The 18,830-nt window shown below is 72.8% G+C and carries 19 protein-coding genes and 2 pseudogenes; 10 read left to right on the top strand and 11 right to left on the bottom strand.

From position 1 onward, the window contains the following. Positions 1-218: 218 nt before the first annotated feature. Positions 219-675: pseudogene (locus IE94_RS36160) on the top strand (FadR/GntR family transcriptional regulator); the annotation flags it as partial. Positions 676-764: 89 nt separating this feature from the next. Beyond that, positions 765-1,988 (top strand): cytochrome P450, encoded by a 1,224-nt coding sequence (locus IE94_RS0128195; RefSeq protein WP_030189705.1) that lies wholly within the window; start codon positions 765-767, stop codon positions 1,986-1,988. A gap of 21 nt (positions 1,989-2,009) precedes the next feature. On the opposite strand, the gene IE94_RS0128200 is transcribed toward IE94_RS0128195, so the two are convergent. The 6 genes and pseudogenes from IE94_RS0128200 to IE94_RS36165 form a co-directional block, all read right to left on the bottom strand. Then, positions 2,010-3,272 carry a cytochrome P450 gene (locus IE94_RS0128200; protein WP_030189706.1) on the bottom strand — a complete coding sequence of 421 codons (1,263 nt, stop codon included), beginning with the start codon at positions 3,270-3,272 and terminating at the stop codon, positions 2,010-2,012. Beyond that, on the bottom strand, positions 3,269-3,922 hold the full coding sequence (locus IE94_RS0128205; RefSeq protein ID WP_030189709.1) for a GTP-binding protein: 654 nt from the start codon (positions 3,920-3,922) through the stop codon (positions 3,269-3,271). The genes IE94_RS0128200 and IE94_RS0128205 overlap by 4 nt, the downstream gene beginning before the upstream one ends. After that, positions 3,903-4,259 carry a DUF742 domain-containing protein gene (locus IE94_RS0128210; RefSeq protein ID WP_030189711.1) on the bottom strand — a complete coding sequence of 119 codons (357 nt, stop codon included), beginning with the start codon at positions 4,257-4,259 and terminating at the stop codon, positions 3,903-3,905. Before IE94_RS0128210 ends, IE94_RS0128205 begins: the two co-directional genes overlap by 20 nt. Next, a complete protein-coding gene (locus IE94_RS0128215; RefSeq protein WP_030189712.1) occupies positions 4,256-4,675 on the bottom strand; it encodes a roadblock/LC7 domain-containing protein in 420 nt (139 codons plus the stop codon). The genes IE94_RS0128210 and IE94_RS0128215 overlap by 4 nt, the downstream gene beginning before the upstream one ends. Positions 4,676-4,832: 157 nt before the next feature. Continuing rightward, complete coding sequence (locus IE94_RS0128220; protein WP_037923751.1) at positions 4,833-6,563, bottom strand: sensor histidine kinase; 1,731 nt, start codon at positions 6,561-6,563, stop codon at positions 4,833-4,835. A 294-nt stretch (positions 6,564-6,857) separates the two neighbouring features. Next, positions 6,858-7,759 (bottom strand): annotated as a pseudogene (locus IE94_RS36165) (LysR family transcriptional regulator). Positions 7,760-7,844: 85 nt separating this feature from the next. On the opposite strand from IE94_RS36165, the gene IE94_RS0128230 reads away from it, so the two are divergent. Both IE94_RS0128230 and IE94_RS0128235 read left to right on the top strand, forming a co-directional pair. Next, a complete protein-coding gene (locus tag IE94_RS0128230) occupies positions 7,845-8,708 on the top strand; it encodes a PhzF family phenazine biosynthesis isomerase (protein WP_030189717.1) in 864 nt (287 codons plus the stop codon). A gap of 68 nt (positions 8,709-8,776) precedes the next feature. Continuing rightward, positions 8,777-9,616, top strand: coding sequence for a lysozyme (locus tag IE94_RS0128235; RefSeq protein WP_030189719.1), 840 nt, complete (start codon positions 8,777-8,779; stop codon positions 9,614-9,616). Between the two features lie 30 nt (positions 9,617-9,646). Here the strand turns inward: IE94_RS0128235 and IE94_RS0128240 are convergent, their stop codons facing one another. The 3 genes from IE94_RS0128240 to IE94_RS0128250 all read right to left on the bottom strand — a co-directional run bounded on the left by IE94_RS0128240 (position 9,647) and on the right by IE94_RS0128250 (position 12,171). After that, the gene (locus tag IE94_RS0128240; RefSeq protein ID WP_030189720.1) at positions 9,647-10,369 is read right to left on the bottom strand and encodes an FAD binding domain-containing protein; all 723 of its coding nucleotides are present in this window, start codon (positions 10,367-10,369) and stop codon (positions 9,647-9,649) included. A 171-nt stretch (positions 10,370-10,540) separates the two neighbouring features. Then, positions 10,541-10,681: a hypothetical protein gene (locus IE94_RS41285; protein WP_245235324.1), complete on the bottom strand. Its 141-nt coding sequence runs from the start codon at positions 10,679-10,681 to the stop codon at positions 10,541-10,543. A gap of 749 nt (positions 10,682-11,430) precedes the next feature. Then, entirely contained in the window at positions 11,431-12,171 is a 741-nt protein-coding gene (locus tag IE94_RS0128250) for a class I SAM-dependent methyltransferase (protein WP_030189721.1), read from the bottom strand. A 44-nt stretch (positions 12,172-12,215) separates the two neighbouring features. Between IE94_RS0128250 and IE94_RS0128255 the strand changes: the two genes are divergently transcribed. Then, positions 12,216-12,821 (top strand): flavodoxin family protein, encoded by a 606-nt coding sequence (locus IE94_RS0128255; protein WP_030189722.1) that lies wholly within the window; start codon positions 12,216-12,218, stop codon positions 12,819-12,821. A 93-nt stretch (positions 12,822-12,914) separates the two neighbouring features. Next, complete coding sequence (locus tag IE94_RS0128260) at positions 12,915-13,478, top strand: Dps family protein (protein WP_030189725.1); 564 nt, start codon at positions 12,915-12,917, stop codon at positions 13,476-13,478. Positions 13,479-13,535: 57 nt separating this feature from the next. On the opposite strand, the gene IE94_RS0128265 is transcribed toward IE94_RS0128260, so the two are convergent. Then, the gene (locus IE94_RS0128265; RefSeq protein WP_030189729.1) at positions 13,536-13,892 is read right to left on the bottom strand and encodes a PRC-barrel domain-containing protein; all 357 of its coding nucleotides are present in this window, start codon (positions 13,890-13,892) and stop codon (positions 13,536-13,538) included. Between the two features lie 163 nt (positions 13,893-14,055). Between IE94_RS0128265 and IE94_RS0128270 the strand changes: the two genes are divergently transcribed. From IE94_RS0128270 to IE94_RS0128280, 3 genes are all read left to right on the top strand, one after another. Further along, the gene (locus IE94_RS0128270) at positions 14,056-14,409 is read left to right on the top strand and encodes an STAS domain-containing protein (protein WP_030189730.1); all 354 of its coding nucleotides are present in this window, start codon (positions 14,056-14,058) and stop codon (positions 14,407-14,409) included. Then, complete coding sequence (locus tag IE94_RS0128275; protein WP_030189733.1) at positions 14,406-15,365, top strand: anti-sigma factor RsbA family regulatory protein; 960 nt, start codon at positions 14,406-14,408, stop codon at positions 15,363-15,365. The genes IE94_RS0128270 and IE94_RS0128275 overlap by 4 nt, the downstream gene beginning before the upstream one ends. A gap of 97 nt (positions 15,366-15,462) precedes the next feature. Continuing rightward, the gene (locus IE94_RS0128280; RefSeq protein WP_030189735.1) at positions 15,463-16,308 is read left to right on the top strand and encodes an RNA polymerase sigma factor SigF; all 846 of its coding nucleotides are present in this window, start codon (positions 15,463-15,465) and stop codon (positions 16,306-16,308) included. A 17-nt stretch (positions 16,309-16,325) separates the two neighbouring features. Here IE94_RS0128280 and ku read toward each other — a convergent pair whose 3' ends face one another. After that, entirely contained in the window at positions 16,326-17,396 is a 1,071-nt protein-coding gene (ku, locus tag IE94_RS0128285; RefSeq protein ID WP_030189738.1) for a non-homologous end joining protein Ku, read from the bottom strand. A 238-nt stretch (positions 17,397-17,634) separates the two neighbouring features. Here ku and femY point away from each other — a divergent pair, with 238 nt between their 5' ends. Next, complete coding sequence (femY, locus tag IE94_RS0128290) at positions 17,635-18,756, top strand: peptidoglycan bridge formation glycyltransferase FemY (RefSeq protein ID WP_030189741.1); 1,122 nt, start codon at positions 17,635-17,637, stop codon at positions 18,754-18,756. Positions 18,757-18,830: the final 74 nt, after the last annotated feature.

An 18,830-nucleotide genomic window follows, 5' to 3' on the forward strand; every position in this document is an offset into this window, starting at 1 on the left:
GTGCGCGGCATCCGTTCTGACTCGCGCATGTCAGTCACATGGGCACAACACCGACCCCCGCCGGTGCATTCCCGCGGTGCCCGCCCCGCCCGAGCGACGGCGCCGAAGGCCAGTTCCTGCTTGGCGGCGTCCCCGCGGGAGAAGAGCAGGCCGGCGTAGGCGGCGGCCGGGTCGGGGGTGAGGACGACGGTGCCCGGTTTCATCAGCGGCACGAGTTCCTGGACGTGCTCGGGATCATCTAGATCCGTCCCGGCTCGGGGTCCTACGTCCGCGAGGGCACCTCGGAGTTCCTGCCCCGGGCGATCAACTGGGGCCATGCTGGGCCAGCGGCGTACGCGGGACCTGGTCGAGGTCCGCACGTACATGGAGGGCGTCTCGGCCCGGCTCGCGGCCCAGCGGGCGAGCGACGCGGACGTGGCCGGGCTGGAGGAGCACCTCCGGCACCTGCGCGACGCGGGCGGTGACGCCACGGCGTTCATCGACGTCGACATCGCTGAGCGCGTCAGCGACATCGAGGGCACCGTCAGCGGCACGCTGTGCGAACACGACGCGGTGCTCCGGGCCATCCGGGCCCGCGACCCGGAGGCGGCGGACCGGGCGACGGCCGAGCACGTGCGGATGGCCGGCGCACGGCTGCGCGCCTCGGTGGACGGCGCCGGGGACGGCGAGGTCTGAGGGAGCGGTCACCCGGCCGCGCGGTCTGTCGAAGGCGCCGCGTCGACAATAGCCTGGCGGGACAAGGCCGTTGCCGACCGAGGAGCCTCATGTCCACAGCGCAGCAGGTCCCCGACATCCTCTCCCCCGAATTCGCGGCGAACCCGTATCCGGTCTACCGGATGATGCGGGACGGCGCGCCCCTCATCCGGCACGAGGCCACCCAGAGCTGGATCGTCTCGCGCTACGAGGACGTGGAACGCGTCTTCAAGGACCGCGGCGACCGGTTCACGACGGAGAACTACGACTGGCAGCTCGAGCCCGTGCACGGCAGGACCATCCTCCAGCTGAGCGGCCGGGAGCACGCGGTCCGGCGCGCCCTGGTCGCCCCCGCCTTCCGGGGGGCCGACCTCCAGGAGCGGTTCCTGCCGGTGATCGAGCGCAACTCCCGTGAACTGATCGACGCCTTCCGGCACACCGGCCGCGCCGACCTGGTCGCCGACTACGCGACCCGCTTCCCGGTCAACGTCATCGCGGACATGCTGGGCCTGGACAAGGCCGACCACGACCGGTTCCACGGCTGGTACACGTCGGTCATCGCGTTCCTCGGCAACCTCTCCGGCGACCCGGAGGTCGCGGCGGCCGGTGCGCGCACCCGGACGGAGTTCGCCGAGTACATGATCCCGGTCGTCCGGGAGCGCCGCGAGAACCCGGGCGACGACCTGCTGTCGACCCTGTGCGCCGCGGAGGTGGACGGGGTCCGCATGAGCGACGAGGACATCAAGGCGTTCTGCAGCCTGCTGCTGGCCGCGGGCGGCGAGACCACCGACAAGGCGATCGCCGGTATCTTCGCCAACCTGCTGGCCCACCCGGAGCAGTTGGCGGCGGTGCGCGAGGACCGGAGCCTGATCCCCCGCGCCTTCGCCGAGACCCTGCGCTACACCCCTCCGGTCCACATGATCATGCGTCAGACGGCGACGGAGGTCACGCTCAGCGGCGGCACGATACCCGCCGGTGCCACCGTCACGTGCCTGATAGGGGCGGCCAACCGGGACGAGAGCCGCTACCGCGACCCGGACCGCTTCGACATCATGCGCGACGACCTGACCACGACGACCGCCTTCTCGGCCGCCGCCGACCACCTCGCCTTCGCTCTCGGCCGGCACTTCTGCGTCGGCGCCCTGCTGGCGAAGGCCGAGGTCGAGACCGGGGTCGGGCAACTCCTGGACGCGCTGCCCGACCTGCGGACGGAAGACGGCTTCGAGGTGGTGGAGCGGGGGGTGTTCACCCGGGGCCCGCAGTCGCTGCCGGTGCGCTTCACCCCCGTGTCCTGATGAGGTACCGCGCGCCGGTTCTCAGGCCACGACGGGCGTGAAGAGCGCGGGCAGGGCCGTCAGTCCGCGCATCCAGATGGACGGCCTCCAGGTCAACTGCTCGGGATCAAGGGCCAGTACGAGGTCGGGGAGGCGTTCCAGCAGGGTCTCGACCGCGGTGCGGGCGATGACGTCGGCGAGCAGCGGCGCGGGGTAGGGGCATCGGTGCTCGCCGTTGCTGAAGGACAGGTGCGCGGAGTTCTCGGCACCGACGTGTGCCTCGGGCCAGAGCTGCGGGTCGGTGTTGGCCGCGGCGAGGCCGAGGACGAGGCAGTCCCCGGCCCGGATCTGCCGGCCGCCCAGCTGGGTGTCGTTGACGGCCCAGCGTCCGATGAAGTTCTGCGTGGGCGTGTCCAGCCACAGCACCTCGTTGAGCGCCTCCCCCACGCTCAGGCGGCCGCCGGAGACGTTCAGGGCGAAGCGTTCGTCGGTGAGCAGCAGCCGCAGCGTGTTGCCGATCCAGTTGGCGGTGGGCTGCTGGGCGGCGGCGATGACCGAGATCAGGTCCTGGACGACCTCCTCGTCGGTCAGTCCCGCCGGGTGGGTCAGCATGCGGGAGGTGACGTCGGGTCCGGGCCGCTCGCGCTTGTGGCGGACCAGTCGGTGGATGCGCTCGCCCACCCTCGTGTAGGCGGCGACCGGGTCGTCGCCCTCGGAGGCGTCCAGGGAGATGCGCAGGTCCTCGACCAGGTGCCGGGTCTCGGCGCCGCCGTGCGGCATCCCGCACACGCGCACGGCGGCCCGCATCGGCAGGGGGTGCGCGTAGCCGCTCATGAGCTCGGCCCGGCCGCTTCCGGCGAAGGCGGCGATGAGCCGGTCGGCGAGCTGCCGGCAGTCCCGGGCCAGCTCGAACTGGTCGATGCCGGCCAGTGCCTGGGTGATGACACCGGCCCGCCGCCGGTGCTCCTCGCCCTCGGTGAACAGGACGGACGGCTGATGACCGACGTAGGGCAGCAGGGGCCAGTCGGGCGGGATGCTCCCCCACTGGTTCCAGCGGCGCGAGTCGCGGGCGAACAGCTCGTCGTGGCTGGTCACATAGCTGACCTCGGGGTAGCCGAGGACCAGCCAGGCGGGGATGCCGCCGTCGAGGAGTACGGGCGCCACGGCGCCGTGTTCGGCCCGCAGCCCCCGGTACAGCTGGGACGGCGTCTGCTGGTACTCCAGTCCGGCCAGCGGTACGGCGTCCGGGTGCGCGGGGCAGCCCGGCGCGGCGAAGGGGTGCGGTGAGGGGTCGATGTCGGTCACGATGCGCTCTCCTGCGCCAGGGCCAGTTGGTAGAGGTGGTCCACGAGGGTGACCAGCACTTTCTTGCCCGAGGTCCGCACCCGCGCGTCGCAGTCGACCAGCGGCACGTGCTCGGGCAGCGCGAGGGCCAGCCGGATCTCGTCCAGGGAGTGCCGGGCGGTGTCGTCGTCGAACCGGTTCACGGCCACCACGAACGGGGTGCGGTGGTGCTCCAGCCGGTCTATCGCGTACCAGGAGTCGTCCATGCGGCGGGTGTCGACCAGGACGACCGCGCCGAGGGTGCCGGAGAACAGCCGGTCCCACAGGAACCAGAAACGCTCCTGGCCGGGGGCGCCGAACAGGTACAGCACCATGCGGTCGTTGAGGCTGATCCGGCCGAAGTCGAAGGCCACCGTGGTGGTGGTCTTGGAGACGACCCCGCCGGTCTCGTCGACGCCGACTCCGGCCTGGGTCATGACCTCTTCGGTGTTGAGCGGCCGGATCTCGCTCACCGAGCGGACGAGGGTGGTCTTGCCGACGCCGAAGCCGCCGACGACGACGATCTTCAGCCCGGTCTCCGCGGCATCGGTCAGGGGCTTGCGTCCGGAGACCGCCGTGGCCCCGGAGGCGGTGGAGCCGGAGGCGGTCGGGTCAGAGGTTGCGGAGCCCATGGAGCACCTCCTGGAGTAGGGCGGTATCGGGGTGCGACGCGGCGGTCTGGCCCAGGCGCGGGTGGCGGGCGGTGATGGACCCGGTGGCGAGCAGGTCGCCGAGCAGGATGCGGACCACCGTGATCGGCAGGGCCAGCTCGGCGGCGACCTCGACCACGGCCGTGGGGTGCCGGCACAGGTCGAGGATGCGCACGTGCTCCGACTGCATGCCGGCCGACGGGCCGCACTCGGCGACCACGAGGGTGACGAGGTCGAACGAGTCGTCGGCACGGCTGCGTCCGCCCGTGACCGTGTAGAGCCGGTCGGGTGGGCCGGTGTCCACGGGCCTGCGCGTCACGACGGGCTGCCGCCGGGGACGGCGTGGCGCGGCTCGGCCCTCAGGTGCTCACCGATCTGCTCGACCAGTTCGGTCATCTGGTGGCCCACCACGCCGGGATCGGCGTCCTCCACCGCGACGACGGCCAGGTGCGCGCCCTCACCCGCCTCCACGATGAACAGCAGTCCCCCGTGGAACTCGGTCATGGAGTGCCGGACGCCACCCGTTCCGTTGCCGAACTCGACGGAGGCGCCCTGGGCGAGTGCCTGGATGCCCGAGCAGATCGCGGCGAGCTGGTCGGCCCGGTCCAGGGTGAGGTGTTCGGTCCAGCAGAGCTTGAGGCCGTCGCGCGAGAGGACGAGGGCGTGGCGGGTGCCGGGGGTGCGGTCCAGGAGGTTCTGCAGGAGCCAGGTGAGGCTGTTGTCGGTGGTCTGCATGATGGGTGCGGGGACGGTGGTTCCAGGTGCTGCGGGCACCGGCCCGTTCCTCCAATCTCACGAGCGACACGGGCAAGAGGGTCGGGGCACCGGTACGGAGCCGTGCGGCGCGGCGCGGTGCGGTTGCGACGGGGGCGCGGGACGGGCGCGCGGCCGCCTAGCCCGGGGCCGGCGGTTCGGACTCGGGTGCCCCGGACGCCGCTGCGGACCGGCGTCCGCGGTGGAAGGCGCCGAAGCTGGCCCCGGCGTCGCGGGAGGCCGACGCGGCCGGGGCGGCGGGCTGCCGGTGGTGGTCGCGGCGTTCCCGCTCGGCCTCCGCCTCGGCCATCGCGCGGCCCGGGGAGCGCATGGGCAGGCCGCCCGGCGTGGCGGGCGCGGGTCCGCGGTGCGCCGCCGGTTCGGGCAGCTCCACCGGCTCCGCCGGCCGGACGTCCGGGACGCGCCGGGTGAGGGCCGGGGCCTCCGCGGCCGGGGCGGGGCCGGGGACGGGGACGGCGCCGCCCCCGCCGAAGGTACGGCCGGTCAGCACCAGTCCCGGATCCCGCTGCTGGGCGAGCAGTTGGGGCGGCACCAGGACGACGACTCCCGTGCCGCCGCGCGAGGAGGGACGGTAGCTCACGCCGACCCCGTACTTGGCGGCCAGCCGTCCCACCACGGCGAGGCCGAGGCGCGTGCCCTGCAACGAGGCGAGGTCGTTCATCCGCCCCGACACCGCCTCTTCGGCGTGGCGCATGGCGGCGTCGGCCATCTTCAGCCCGCTGTCCTCGATGGTGACGACGATTCCGGCGGTACGTTCCTCCACGTAGACGTGGACCTCGTCGATGGGCGGCGAGAAGTTGGCGGCGTTGTCCATGAGTTCGGCCAGCAGGTGCATGACGCCCTCGGCCGCGTAGCCGGAGATGGCGGCGTCGGTGGAGCAGTGCATCCGCACCCGCTGGTAGGCGGCGATCCGGCCGACGGCTCCGCGCAGGATGCTCTCCATCACGATGGGCCTGTTCCAGGCCCGGCTGGAGCGCCCGCCCATCAGGAGGGCCAGCCGGTCGGTGATGAGGCCGAGCTGCGAGGTGCTGTGGTCCAGGCGCAGCAGGTCTCCGAGGACCTCCTCGCCGTGACGATCCTGCATGTCCCTCAGATCGGCGAGCATGCCGACGGCCTTGGCCTGGACGCGGCTCAGCGACTTGGCGGAGGCGGCCTGCGCGGCGGCGGTGCGCCGTTCGCTGTGGGCCAGTTCCCGGACGAACAGCTCGGCGCAGGCGCGGGCCGGCGCTCCCCGGGGCCACTCCAGCTCGGCGAGGACGATCTCCGCCGAGGTGCCGTCCCGCAGCTTCTCCACCGCGGCGGGCAGGGTGCTGTTCGTCAGGTGTTCCAGCTCGGCGATGCCCTGGCGCGTCTCCCGCAGTGCCTGCTGCCGCCGGGACTCGGCGTCCGCGGCGTGCCGTACGGCGTCCTCCACCAGGACGGCGAAGCTCTGCACGACCTGACGCAGGTGCGGCCCGGAAGCGGGGGCGGTGTGGGCGACGGCCTCGTCCGCGCCGGTGCCGTCACGCACTTGCTGGGCGATGCCCGGCAGCGCCACGTTGACCAGGTGCACGAGCCCGGCGTTCTCCTGTGCGAGCTGGGCCTTGAGGGCGCTGATCTCCGCCCGCCGGGCCAGCGCGGTCCGGCGCGCCCGTCCGACCAGGTGGGAGCCGAGGACGACGGACACGGCGACGCACAGCCAGGACGTCACGGCGAGGGTGGCGGTCCAGCCCCGAGCGGTCTCGGGAGCGGCCGCCCAGGCGGCACCGGCGGCCGCGGCCGCGGTCGGCAGCACGAGCAGCGGGGCGGCTGGGGTGGAGCGGTGAGGTTTCTGCGTCCGGGGCGGGGTGGGGGGTGCAGACACTGACATTCCGCGGTCCCTCGGGTCCTTGAGAGCGGGGAAAGGGCCGGTCGACCTGGGTCGGAGCCGTGCCACCGAGGAGTGGTGATCACTCCGGCGGGCTTGCGGCTCATGCTAGTCACCGGGTTGACCGCACAGGCCGGACCGGCCGCAGACCCCACCGAGGAGCGAACTTTCCCGACATCTCGGCGATCGAACTCACCGGTGTGCTACAGGCGTTCTGCATGGGGCGGGTGTTCCGGGCAGAGGCACCGGGCAGAGGCACCGGGCAGACGTTCCGGGCGGATACGGAGCGCGTGGCGTTCAGTCGCCCAGATGGCGGGCGAGCGCCCGGGCGACCTCCTGCGCGGCGGGTGCCGTCCACCGTCTGCGGTGCCGGGCGAGCCGTACCGGCACGTCGGGGAAGTCGGGCCCCTCGACCCGTACCAGGCGCCCGCGCCGCAGTTCCTCCGTCACCGTGGTCCGCGGCAGCAGGGTCAGTCCCAGTCCGGCCGCGACGCAGTTGCGCGCCGCGTCGACGCTGCCGAACCTGGTGAGCCGGGGCCTGGCGTCCGGCACCTCCAGCAGCCGGCGGGCCAGCGCGTCGCTGTAGGAGCAGCCCTCCTCCAGCAGGAAGAAGCTCTCCCCCGCGAGCTCCGGCCAGCCCACCGCCCGGTCCCGGGCCGCCAGGGGGTGTGCGGGGGCGGCGACGAGGACGAGTGGCTCACGGCCGACCGGCTCTGACGTCACGTCGGCGCAGTCCGTCGCCTCCTCCAGCAGCAGGGCGAGGTCGAGGCGTCCGGACCGCAGCCCTTCGACGCACTCCCGGGTCCCGGCCGCGTACAGGTGGACGTCCACCTCGGGATGGCTCGTGCGCAGCGCGGCGACCAGCCCCGGCAGCCGGCTCGCGCACAGGGACTCCGGGCTGCCGATCACGGGCTGCCGATCACCACCCGCCCCGACACGGCACCGGCCTCCGCGCTCGCGGCCCGCAGCCGCGCGACCGCGTCGAGCACCTCCTCGGCGCGTTCGAGGAGGCGGCGCCCTGCGTCGGTGAGCAGCGCACCGCCGGGCAGGCGGTCGAAGAGCCGTACGCCGAGGTCCTGTTCCAGGGTGCGGATGTGCACGGTGACCGTGGACTGGGCCAGGTGCAGTTCGGCCGCGGCGGCGGTGAAGCCGCCGGTGCGGGCGAGCACGGTGAAGGTCGTCAGCAGTCGGGTGTCCACGGGGCCAGGGTATGCGGTTTGTCGATGGCATGGATCACAAACGATCGTTGGACACGATCGCCCGACGGCTGGCAGCGTATCCGCCATGACGACGGAGATCCTGCGCTACTCGGCCTTCACCCACGACCCGACGGGCGGCAACCGGGCCGGAGTGGTCCTCAACGCCGCCGGGCTGGACGACGCGGCGATGCTCGCGATCGCCGCCGAGGTGGGCTACTCGGAGACCGCGTTCGTCACCGGCGGCGATGTCGGGCGACGGCGGTTCCGGGTCCGCTACTTCAGTCCGCTGGCCGAGGTGGCGTTCTGCGGGCACGCGACGGTCGCGCTGGCCGTCGCCCTCGCCGAGCGGCTGGGCCCCGGCGAGGTCGTCCTGGACACGCCCGCCGGTGAGATCCCGGTGTCCACCGCGCTCGACGGCGGGTCAGGAGCGGTGCGGGCCACCCTGACCAGCGTGCCGACGCGTTCGCGCCCGGCCCTGCCCGCCGAACGCGACGCCGCGCTGCGGGCGCTCGGCTGGACGACGGCCGACCTGGATCCCGCCCTGCCCGCCCACGTGGCGTTCGGGGGCAACGACCACCTCGTGCTCGCCGCGGCGTCCCGGGCCCGGCTGGCCGACCTCGACTACGACTTCGACGATCTCGCCAAGGTCATGCGGCGGTACGGCTGGACGACGGTGGACCTGGTGTGGCGCGAGTCGGCCGAGCGCTACCACGCCCGCAACCCGTTCCCCGTCGGCGGCGTCGTGGAGGACCCGGCGACGGGTGCGGCGGCCGCGGCGTTCGGCGGGTACCTCCGCGAACTGGGCCTGGTCACCGGACCGGCCGCGATCGCGATCCGCCAGGGCGAGGACATGGGCCGGACCAGCGAGCTGCTGATCGAGGTCAGTCCGACCGATCCGCGCACACGGGTCACCGGGCAGGCCGTGCCGGTCTCCCAGGCGTCGGTCTGAGACCACCCCAACACCGTCTGGGCGACTGTGGGATGCGGTGGGGCCCGACTGCGGTTCGGATGGGTGCCATGCGCAGACCCATAGCCGTGGCGAAACGCCACTCACGCCTGCTCACCTCAGGCGTCGTCCTCGCCGCCCAGTCACTCCTCCTGACCCTGGCCGTCGTCCCGGCCACCGCCTCCGCCGACGACACCCGGACACCCGCTCGCGGCACCGCCCACATGGGCACCGGCGTCCTCGCCCACGAAGGGATCCAGGGCCGCCCCGTCGGCACCCGCGTCGCCCAGACCGAGGGGGTGGACGTCTCCAGCCACCAGGGCAACGTCGCCTGGTCGACGCTCTGGAACAGCGGCGTGAAGTGGGCCTATGTGAAGGCCACCGAGGGGACCTCCTACCGCAACCCCTACTTCGCCCAGCAGTACGGCGGTTCGTACGACGCCGGAATGATCCGCGGCGCGTACCACTTCGCGACCCCGGACACCGCGGGCGGCGCCGCCCAGGCCGACTACTTCGTCGATCACGGCGGCGGCTGGTCGAAGGACGGCAAGACGCTGCCGGGGGTCCTCGACATCGAGTACAACCCGTACGGGGCCACGTGCTACGGACGGACGCACAGTCAGATGGTGAGCTGGATCCGGGCCTTCCTGGACCGGTACAAGCAGCGCACCGGCCGCCATGCCGCCCTCTACACCTCCACCAACTGGTGGACGCAGTGCACCGGGAACTACAGCGGTTTCGGCGCGAACAACCCCTTGTGGGTCGCCCGCTACGCCTCGACCGTGGGGACCCTCCCGGCCGGCTGGGACTTCCACACGATGTGGCAGTACACCTCGTCCGGGCCGACCGTCGGGGACCATGACAAGTTCAACGGGTCGCTGGACCGCGTCAAGGCCCTGGCCACGGGCTGACTCGGTCCGTCCCCTCGCCGGCCGCCGGGTTCAGCGGCCGGCGAGGGGGCCCAGAATGTCGGTGACCTGCTCGCGCACCATGTCCCGGGCCCCGGCCGGCAGCGCGCCGATGTCCGTCCGCTCCAGGGCGCCGAGGGTCTCGTCGGCGCCCGCGTCGCACCCGGCGCTCTCGCTGAGCACGTCGTAGCCGTCGCGGACGGCGACCCGCAGCCGGTGCCGGCCGTCACCGTCGGCGTGCACGGCGGTGGCGACCACCAGGGGCGGCGGGCCGCCGGCCTCGGCGGGCTGCTTGCGGTAGCCGCTGGCCACCGGAGTGCGCCAGCGCAGGCCGAGCAGCAGGTGACGCTTCGCCATCACCTCGGCCAGATCGGTCTCGTAGGGCCGGTCCGGGCCCAGCACCGTGGCGCGGGCGTCCAGGACGAGGGCCGCGGGCAACAGGCAGCGCAGACTGCTGCCGACCAGGTTGCCGCCGACCGTCGCCGCCCGGCGTACGGCTCCGGTGCCGACCGAGCCCGCCGCCCGGCGCAGTACCTCCGGTACCCGGTCGTCTATCCGGTGCAGCACCACGGCCGCGCCCAGCGACTCGGGTTCGACGGCGGTCGCCTCCGGCAGTCCGCGCAGCGACATGGCCAGCTCCGGGAAGCCGTCGCGCTGCCAGGTGGCCCACACCAGGGTGGCCCCGCCGACGGGCACCGCGCCCTGCGCCAGGCACTCCTGCGCTTCCGTCACGGTCGTGGGCTGACGCAACTGCATGGCGATCGACCTGCTTCCCGGGAGTCGGCGGCCGGACGACACCGCGTCTTCCGCCGGGTGATCACGGTCACTGGGATTGTCCGCACCGTGAAGGGGGCGCGTACAGGGCTCACTCGTTTTCCGTGTGCGCCTTCCGCGCGCTGGTGCGCCTGCGGGGGCTCGGCTGCCGTCTCACGGCCCGAGGAGCGCGTCGGCCAGTTCGGCGCCCAGTCGTTCGCCGTCCTTGCGGCCCCGTTCGGGGACCTGTGTGTTCCAGGCCGCCGCCGCGCGGTCCAGGGCCTCGGCACAGGCCTGCCAGGCACACGGCGCCACCCAGAACCGCCCCGGCCTGGGGGAGGAGCGGACGGGCGACGGAGCGGTCGCTGAGCCGTGCCTGCACGGTCACCCGCCGGCGTCCGTCGGGGCGGGGCGCGGTACGACCGTCACCGGGACACGGGCGAGCGGGTGCGTGCGGGTCCCGCTCAGAGGGGCGCGGGACGGGTGGCGGCCGTGGCCCGTCGCCTGCCACCGTCTGCCGAGGTCGAGGTGCGGACGTCCGGTGCCGCCGAGGTGTCTGGCCCGCTTGCCGCCGCTCCAGCGCAGCGCCACCGACAGCCACGCCGTGCGGGGCCGTTCGGCGCTCCTGAGCCCGAGTGCGCAGACCAGGCGGGCGCGATGGGCGGGTCGCCGTCGAGAGTGTCGACCTCCAGCGCCGTCTCCCGGCGGCGGTCCCAGGAGACACGGTGAGGCACTGGTCGGCGTCCGGTGCACCGTCCTGATCGCGCACGGGCGGTACTGCGCGCGCCCGCCCCCAGGTGCCTCCCCCGTGCCGGCACCAGGCCCGGCACCGGACGTCCGTCGGGCAGCCGCAGGCGTGTTCCCTCGACGTCCGTGCCCTCGGCCAGGTCGTGCAGCGCGGCGACGCACGACTCCAGCCGGCGGCGGGGTACGGGGGCGAGGGCCACGGTGTGCCGGAAGCGGGCCATGCGGCGAGGACGGCCGCTCGCGGGGCGCCACGTCACGGGTTTGCCCGGGCAGTGAGCGGGCGCCGTTGGTTGCCGGTTCCCGGAGTGCGGGCGGCGTCAGCGGCCGTCCTCCCCCGGACGCCGCGCGACGAAGACGAACTCCCGCCCCTCGCGGTCCGGTGCCCCGCGCACCTCCCGCACCAGGTACCCCTGTTCGGCCAGGTCGGCCGCCACTTCCTCCCGCTCCCGGAAGCGCAGGGTCGAGTCGGAGGTCAGCACCTCGCCGTCCGCGCCGAAGACGTAGGTCCACCGGAAGGTGACCATCGGAACGCTCACGTCCAGCAGCCGGCACCAGCTCTCGACGGTGCCCACGCCGGGGACGTCCGCGATCCGGTGCGTGTGCTCGCGGGTCCACTCCTCCCAGGCGCGCCGGGCCGGGTCCCGGGTTTCGAACACCAGGTGCCCGCCGGGCCGCAGGGCCTCGTACGCGCCGCGCAGCGTCCCCTGCCAGGAGGGCCGGTCGGTGATGGCCTGGGCGACGTTCGCCGTCATGGTGGCGAGGTCGACGCGGAGCGCGGGGAGCGAGGTGGCGTCGCCCTCGATCCAGCGCACCCGGTCGGCGCCCGGCCGGCCACGGGCCACGTCGAGGCTGGCCCCGGCGGGGTCGACGCCGACGACCTCGATGCCGCGACCGGCCAGCAGCAGGGCGAACACCCCGGTCCCGCAGCCGATGTCCAGCACGCGCCGCGCCCCGAACCCCTCGGCCATGCGCAGATACGGGACGAGGTCGCCGCGGTCGGTGTCGAGCACGTCGTAGAGCGCGGCGAGCCTCGGATGCCGGAAGCACTCGTCAGCCATACGGCCGACGATAGCGCCGGAGCCACCGGGGAACACGGGTGAGCATGCGCGCACTCGTGATCAACTGCACCCTCAAACCCTCCCCCCAGCCGTCGAACACCGAGGCGCTCGCCGCCACGGTCATCGCGGCGCTCAAGGGCCACGGGGCGGAGGTGGACGTCGTACGGGCCGTCGACCTGAACCTGAAACCGGGGGTCGAGACCGACATGGGCGACGGGGACGACTGGCCCGACGTGCACGCGAGGCTGCTGGCCTCGCAGATCCTGATCATCGCGTCGCCGACCTGGCTGGGCCGTCCCTCCTCCGTGGCCCAGCGGGTCCTGGAACGCATGGACGCGATGCTCTCCGAGACCGACGACGAGGACCGCCCGGTCGCCTACAACCGTGTCGCCGGTGTCCTGGTCACCGGGAACGAGGACGGCGCCCACCACGTCATCAGCGAGATCAGCGGCGGGCTCGCGGACATCGGCTACACCATCCCCGGCCAGGCCTGGACCTACTGGCACCTCGGTCCCGGCCCGGGTCCGGACTTCCTCGACGACGAGCGCGGCCACGAGTGGTCGGTCTCCACCGGCCGGGCCATGGCGTCCAACCTCGTGCACGCGGCGCGGGCCCTCGGCGCGATGCCGCTGCCCGCCCCGCCGTCCTGACCGGAGGCCGCCCGCGCATGTCTGCCGGAGCCGATACGGGGCATTCGTGCACGAGCAATGACGTACGAAACGCATGAGGAGCTGAGGTCCGCCATGACGCACGACCTGACCCCGCAGTACACGGTCCCCGGCATCGAGCGCGAGGCCGCCGGACGGCTGATCGGTGTCCTGCGGCTGCGCCTGCACGCCCTCAACGACCTGCACCTGACCCTCAAGCACGTGCACTGGAACGTGGTGGGTCCGCACTTCATAGCGGTCCACGAGATGATCGACCCCCAGGTCGACCAGGTGCGCGACATGGCCGACGACGTCGCCGAGCGCATCGCCGCGCTCGGCGGAGTGGCCCAGGGCACGCCCGGGGCGCTGGTGGCCGAGCGCAAGTGGGACGACTACTCCATCGGACGGGCAGACGCCATCGCCCATCTCGGCGCGCTCGACGTCGTGTACACCGGCGTCGTCCAGGGCATGCGCGCGGCGATCGAGGAGGCCGGCAAGATCGACACGGCCACGGAGGACCTGCTGATCGGCCAGCTCAGGGACCTGGAGCAGTTCCAGTGGTTCGTGCGGGCCCATCTGGAGAGCGCCGGCGGCACCCTCGCGACGGGCAGCGCGACGTCGGAGACGGAGGCGGCGGCCCGCGGCGCGGAAGTCGCGTAGCGGGACCGCCCGGGTCAGGGGGGTGTGCCGGCCGGGTGGCCGGGACACCCCCCGGCCTCAGCGCCGGCCGAGGCGGCGTTCGCCGCGGCTGCCCTGCTCGTAGGGCAGGTGGTAGTGGGCGAAGACCGCGCCCTCGTCCTCGGCGGCCAGCTCACCGTCCGGGTCGATCCCGGGCGCGTCCTTGACCAGCGATTTGTCGTAGGTCACTTTCAGGTAGGACGGTCCGACGGTGGCCTTGTCCACCGGTACGAAGACGAGCCGCCGGCGGGTCGGCAGCCCGATGGTGACCGTGGCGAACGCGGGCCGGTCGGTGAGGGTGTCGAAGTAGATGGACTCCAGGGTCCCGATCTTGCGGCCGTCGTAGTCCACGACATCCAGGCCGCGCCAGTCACGAATGTTTTCGGCTTCAAACATGCCCAGTTCCCTTCCGAGGACGCGCTCAGTGTCTTGTTCCCCGCTTCGCCCGGCTGTCGCCTCCCTGTCCCCTCACCGGCGTAGCGCGTCCGGTCGGGATAGGCTGCCTGGCCGGGAGAAGGGTTCCGACGGGGGCCCGGTGGAGTACCGGAGGGGATCGAGTGTGGATGGCACAGGCGCCAAGGGCGACCCGGCCCGCGCCCGGTGGGGTGCCCTGCTGGACGTGGGCCCGTTGCCCGGCCGGCCTGGCATCCGCGCCAGCGGCGAGATCACTGTGAGCACCCGGCTCTCCTGGGAGAACGCGCTGACCGAACTGTCCCGGCGGCACACGGACGTGTCCTACGTGGAGCTGTCCGAGGTGCGGTTCGTCGACGTGGCCGGGGTGACGGCACTGGCCGTCACCGCCCTGAACCTGCCCGTCGGCCGGGTCGTGGTGGAACGCCCGCCGCCGCAGCTGCCACGGGTGCTCGACCTGTTCTGGCCCTCCCTGCACCGGATCGAGGTGGCGCCACGATGAGCACGGCGACCACCGACGGGGCATTCATCCATCCGGCACTGTTCTACCGCTCGGCGGCCGAGTACACCGACCGGACGGTGGCGTTCGTACGGGAGGGTCTGGCAGCGGGCGAACCGGTGGCGGTGGCCGTCCCCGGCCCCAACCTGGAACTGATCCGGGCGGGGCTGGGCACGGACGCGCGGGACGTCACCTTCCTGGACATGACCGAGGCTGGGCGCAACCCGGGGCGGATCATCCCGGGCGTCCTGAGGGCGTTCGCCGACGCGCACCCGCGGGGACGGGTGCGGATCATCGGCGAGCCCGTCTGGGCCGGACGCAGCGCCGCGGAGTACCCGGCGTGCGCCCAGCACGAGGCGCTGATCAACGCGGCCTTCGAGGGCCGTCCCGTCACCATCCTGTGCCCGTACGACGAGACCCTGCTGGCCGCGGACGTCCTGGCCGACGCCCTGGTCACCCACCCGACGGTCATCACCGCGGGGAGCGAGCGGGTCAGCGAGCGGTACGACTGGCGCGCGGTCGTCGCCCGCTACAACGAGCCGCTCGCACGTGTGCCCGACGCCGACGTCCTTCGGTTCGGCCCCGGTCAGCTGCCCGAGGCCCGCCGCTTCGCGGTCGACCGGGCCGCTTCGCTCGGGCTGACCGGGCGACGGTTGCAGGACGCGGAGCTGGCGGTGTCCGAGCTGACCACGAACAGCGTGGTCCACGGCGGCGGCAGCGGAACGGTCGCGGTCTGGGCCGAGGCGGGCCAGGTGGTGTGCGAGGTCCGCGACGGGGGCCGGCTCACGGATCCGCTCGCCGGGCGGCGGCCCGCGGAACGGGGACAGATCGGTGGCCGCGGCCTGCTGCTGGTCCACTACGTCGCCGATCTGGTGCGGGTTCACACGACCGAGGAGGGCACCGCCGTCCGCTTCTACCTGGGCGTTGGAGGCACCCTTGCGGATTCCTCGCCGAAGTAATGGCAATCCGCCATGTGTGCGATGCCTGACCCGGGGTAGGCGATCGGTCGTCGGCCGACAAGGTGACACGACGACCGATCCACAGGGAGGGCACATCATGACGACGACGACCGCACAGGCCACCGAGCACGCCACGACGGAGATGCCGGAGATCGCGGACCCGTCCAAGGTGGCGCCCAAGGACGCGCGGGAGTTGTCGAAGCTCTTCTTCGAGCAGCTGGCGGTTCTGGAGGAGGGCACGCCCGAGCACCAGTACGCGCGCAACACGCTGATCGAGATGAACATGTCCCTGGTCCGCTTCGCGGCCGGCCGGTTCCGCAGCCGCGGGCCGGAGGAGATGGAGGACATCGTCCAGGTCGGCATGATCGGACTGATCAAGGCCATCGACCGGTTCGAACTGACCCGCGAGGTCGAGTTCACCTCCTTCGCCGTGCCGTACATCGTCGGGGAGATCAAGCGGTTCTTCCGGGACACCTCGTGGGCGGTGCACGTGCCCCGGCGTCTCCAGGAGGCCCGTGTCCAGCTGGCCCGGGCCACCGAGGAGCTGCGCAGCCGACTGGGTCGCAACCCCACCACGCAGGAGCTGTCCGAGCTGATGAGCCTGCCGGAGGACGAGGTCGTCGAGGCCCGTCTGGCGGCCAACGGCTACAACTCGGCCTCTCTCGACGCGGCGATCAACGGCAGCGAGGACGGCGAGTCGGCGCTCGCGGACTTCATCGGTACGGACGACGCCGCCCTGGCGCTCGTGGACGACTTCCACGCCCTGGCTCCGATGATCGCCGAGCTGGACGAGCGCGACCGGCAGATCATCCACTGGCGGTTCGTGGAGGAACTCACCCAGAAGGACATCGGCGAGCGCCTCGGTGTCTCCCAGATGCATGTGTCCCGGCTGATCTCACGCCTGCTGACCCGGCTGCGGGAAGGCATGCTCAGCACCGCCTGAGCGGTGCTCCGGACTCATCAGGCCGCGGTCGTCTTCTTCTTCCGGCGACCGCGGCTTCGGTGTTCGTCGCCGCTGCCGTTGCCGCTCCCGCTTCCGTTGGCGCTGAGCGCGTCCACGAGTTGCCGGCGGCTCATCTTCGAGCGGCCGGCGATGTCCTGCTCGGTGGCCCGCCGGTAGAGCTCGGCCTTGCTCAGCTCCCGCAACTCGCCCTGGGCGGGCCCGCCGGTCTTCTTCCGTGGCTCGGCGGCCTTCCTCCTCGGCGCGGACGGCTTCCCGCCGTCCGAGCCGTCGCCCTTGCCCTTGCCCTTGCCCTTCGCCTGTTCCAGGCTTCCGCGCAGGACCTCCATCAGGTCGACGACGTTGGTCGCCTCGGGCGCCTGCGCGGCGACGGCCACCTCCTCGCCCTCGGCCTTGGCCCGGACCAGCTCACGGACCCTCTCCTGGTAGGTGTCGCGATAGCCCGCGGGGTCCCAGTCGCCGCTGAGGGCGTCGACGAGACGCAGCGCCATGTCCAGTTCCTTGCCCCGGCCCACCCGGTCCGGCGGCAGTTCCGGAAGCTCCTCGACGGGGTCGCGGACCTCGTCGGCCCAGTGCAGTGTCTGGAGCAGCAGGACCCGGTCCTCGGCACGCAGCACGGTCAGGTACTGCCGATTGCGCATGACGAAGGTGGCGACACCCGCTTTGCCGGTCTCGGCGAGGGCGGTGCGCAGGAGTTCGTAGACCTTGAGGTACTCCTCGCCGCGCGGGGCGAGGTAGTAGGTGCGGCCGAAGTAGACCGGCTCGATCCGGTCCAGGTCCACGAAGTCGGTGATCTCGAGGGTGCGGGAGCGTCCCGGCGCGATCTCGTCCAGTTCCTCCGGCTCCACGACGACGTACTCGCCCTCGCTCACCTCGTATCCCTTGACGATGTCGTCGGCGCCGACCTCCTTGCCGGTGCGCTCGTTGACCCGTCGGTTGCGGATCCGGTCCGAGGTGCCGCGCTGCAACTGGTGGAAGTGGACCGTGTGGTCCTCGGTCGCCGTGAACAGACCGACGGGCACCGAGACCAGCCCGAAGGTGATCACACCCGTCCAGATCGCCCGTGCCACGGCCGTCCGCTCCGTCCGTCCCGCTCGTACCGCCAGGTCCTGCCACGCTGCCATCCGGCCGACGGCCCCGCGCGGCGGACGGAGCACACGGGTGGGCGGCCGGGTGACAGCGCGCGGAACGGCCGTCGCCGTTGTTCCCTGTGAGGGGTGCGGGACGGCGGACGCTCCGGCGGCTCGGCCGTCCACCCGTCGCACCGCCGCACGATCCGTCGAACGAAGCCGAACAGAGGGACACCCCATGAGCTGTCGTCTGAAGCCGATCACCCGCGAGGAGCATCTGCGCTTCGTCACGGCCCGGCCTTCCGTGAGCCACCTCCAGGTCCCCTCCTGGGGCGACGTGAAGCCGGACTGGCGGGCGGAGAGCCTCGGGTGGTTCGACGAGGGCGGAGAGCTGGTGGGCGCCGGGCTGGTGCTGCTGCGGCCGCTGCCGCGGCTGAAGCGGTACCTGGCCTACCTGCCCGAGGGCCCGGTCATCGACTGGACGGCGGACGGTCTGGAGCGGTGGCTGGAGCCGATGCTCGCGTACCTGAGGGGACGCGGCGCGTTCACGGTACGCATGGGGCCGCCCGTGGTGGCGCGGCGCTGGAGCGCCGACGCGGTCAAGGCGGCGATCGCCGACCCGGATGCCCGGCGGCTGGGCGACGTGGAGGCGACGGTGCGGGAGCCCGGGGCCGACGAGACCGCCGAGCGGCTGCGCCGGATGGGCTGGCGGCGCACCGAGCCCGGCGGCGAGGACGGCTTCGCCTCGGGCCAGCCGCGCCATGTGTGCCAGGTACCGCTGGCCGGGCGGTCGTTGGAGCAGTTGCGGAACGGCTTCAACCAGCAGTGGCGGCGCAACATCAAGAAGGCCGAGAAGGCCGGGGTCAAGGTCGTCCGGGGCGACGAGGAGGACCTGCCCACCTTCTACGAGCTGTACGTGGAGACCGCGCGCCGGGACCGCTTCGTGCCGCGTCCCCTCCCCTACTTCCGGCGCATGTGGCAGGCGCTGACGGCCGAGGACCCGGACCGCATGCGCCTGTACCTCGCCCATCACGACGGGGAGGTACTCGCCGCGGCCACGATGCTGACGGTCGGCGAACACGTCTGGTACTCCTACGGCGCGTCCACCAGCCGGCGGCGCGAGGTGCAGCCCAACAACGCCCTCCAGTGGCGGATGATGTGCGACGCCCGTGAACTGGGCGCGGCCGTCTACGACTTCCGCGGCATCACCGACACCCTGGACGAGGACAACCACCTGCTGGGGCTGCTCCGGTTCAAGGTCGGCGCGGGCGGACAGGCCGTCGAGTACCTCGGCGAGTGGGACTATCCGCTGAACAGGGTGCTGCACAAGGCCGTGTCCCTGTACCTGGCACGCCGCTGAGCCGCACATCGGGCGGCCAGTCTGTGACACGGTGGGCGGACGGCCCCGCGTTTCCCGGGTGGCGAGGCCGGGTC

This window comes from Streptomyces violaceorubidus (assembly GCF_000717995.1).
GTDB classification, from domain to species: Bacteria; Actinomycetota; Actinomycetes; order Streptomycetales; family Streptomycetaceae; genus Streptomyces; species Streptomyces violaceorubidus.

Bases quoted from the DNA above. Each gene is read 5' to 3' on its own strand.
- IE94_RS0128215 (WP_030189712.1), bottom strand. From the start codon at position 4,675: ATGCAGACCACCGACAACAGCCTCACCTGGCTCCTGCAGAACCTCCTG.
- IE94_RS0128255 (WP_030189722.1), top strand. From the start codon at position 12,216: ATGCGCGCACTCGTGATCAACTGCACCCTCAAACCCTCCCCCCAGCCG.
- IE94_RS0128280 (WP_030189735.1), top strand. From the start codon at position 15,463: ATGACGACGACGACCGCACAGGCCACCGAGCACGCCACGACGGAGATG.
- femY (WP_030189741.1), top strand. From the start codon at position 17,635: ATGAGCTGTCGTCTGAAGCCGATCACCCGCGAGGAGCATCTGCGCTTC.
- IE94_RS0128220 (WP_037923751.1), bottom strand. From the start codon at position 6,563: ATGTCAGTGTCTGCACCCCCCACCCCGCCCCGGACGCAGAAACCTCAC.
- IE94_RS0128235 (WP_030189719.1), top strand. From the start codon at position 8,777: ATGCGCAGACCCATAGCCGTGGCGAAACGCCACTCACGCCTGCTCACC.
- IE94_RS0128250 (WP_030189721.1), bottom strand. From the start codon at position 12,171: ATGGCTGACGAGTGCTTCCGGCATCCGAGGCTCGCCGCGCTCTACGAC.
- IE94_RS0128275 (WP_030189733.1), top strand. From the start codon at position 14,406: ATGAGCACGGCGACCACCGACGGGGCATTCATCCATCCGGCACTGTTC.
- IE94_RS0128265 (WP_030189729.1), bottom strand. From the start codon at position 13,892: ATGTTTGAAGCCGAAAACATTCGTGACTGGCGCGGCCTGGATGTCGTG.
- IE94_RS0128195 (WP_030189705.1), top strand. From the start codon at position 765: ATGTCCACAGCGCAGCAGGTCCCCGACATCCTCTCCCCCGAATTCGCG.
- IE94_RS0128205 (WP_030189709.1), bottom strand. From the start codon at position 3,922: ATGGGCTCCGCAACCTCTGACCCGACCGCCTCCGGCTCCACCGCCTCC.
- IE94_RS0128260 (WP_030189725.1), top strand. From the start codon at position 12,915: ATGACGCACGACCTGACCCCGCAGTACACGGTCCCCGGCATCGAGCGC.
- IE94_RS0128230 (WP_030189717.1), top strand. From the start codon at position 7,845: ATGACGACGGAGATCCTGCGCTACTCGGCCTTCACCCACGACCCGACG.
- IE94_RS0128240 (WP_030189720.1), bottom strand. From the start codon at position 10,369: ATGCAGTTGCGTCAGCCCACGACCGTGACGGAAGCGCAGGAGTGCCTG.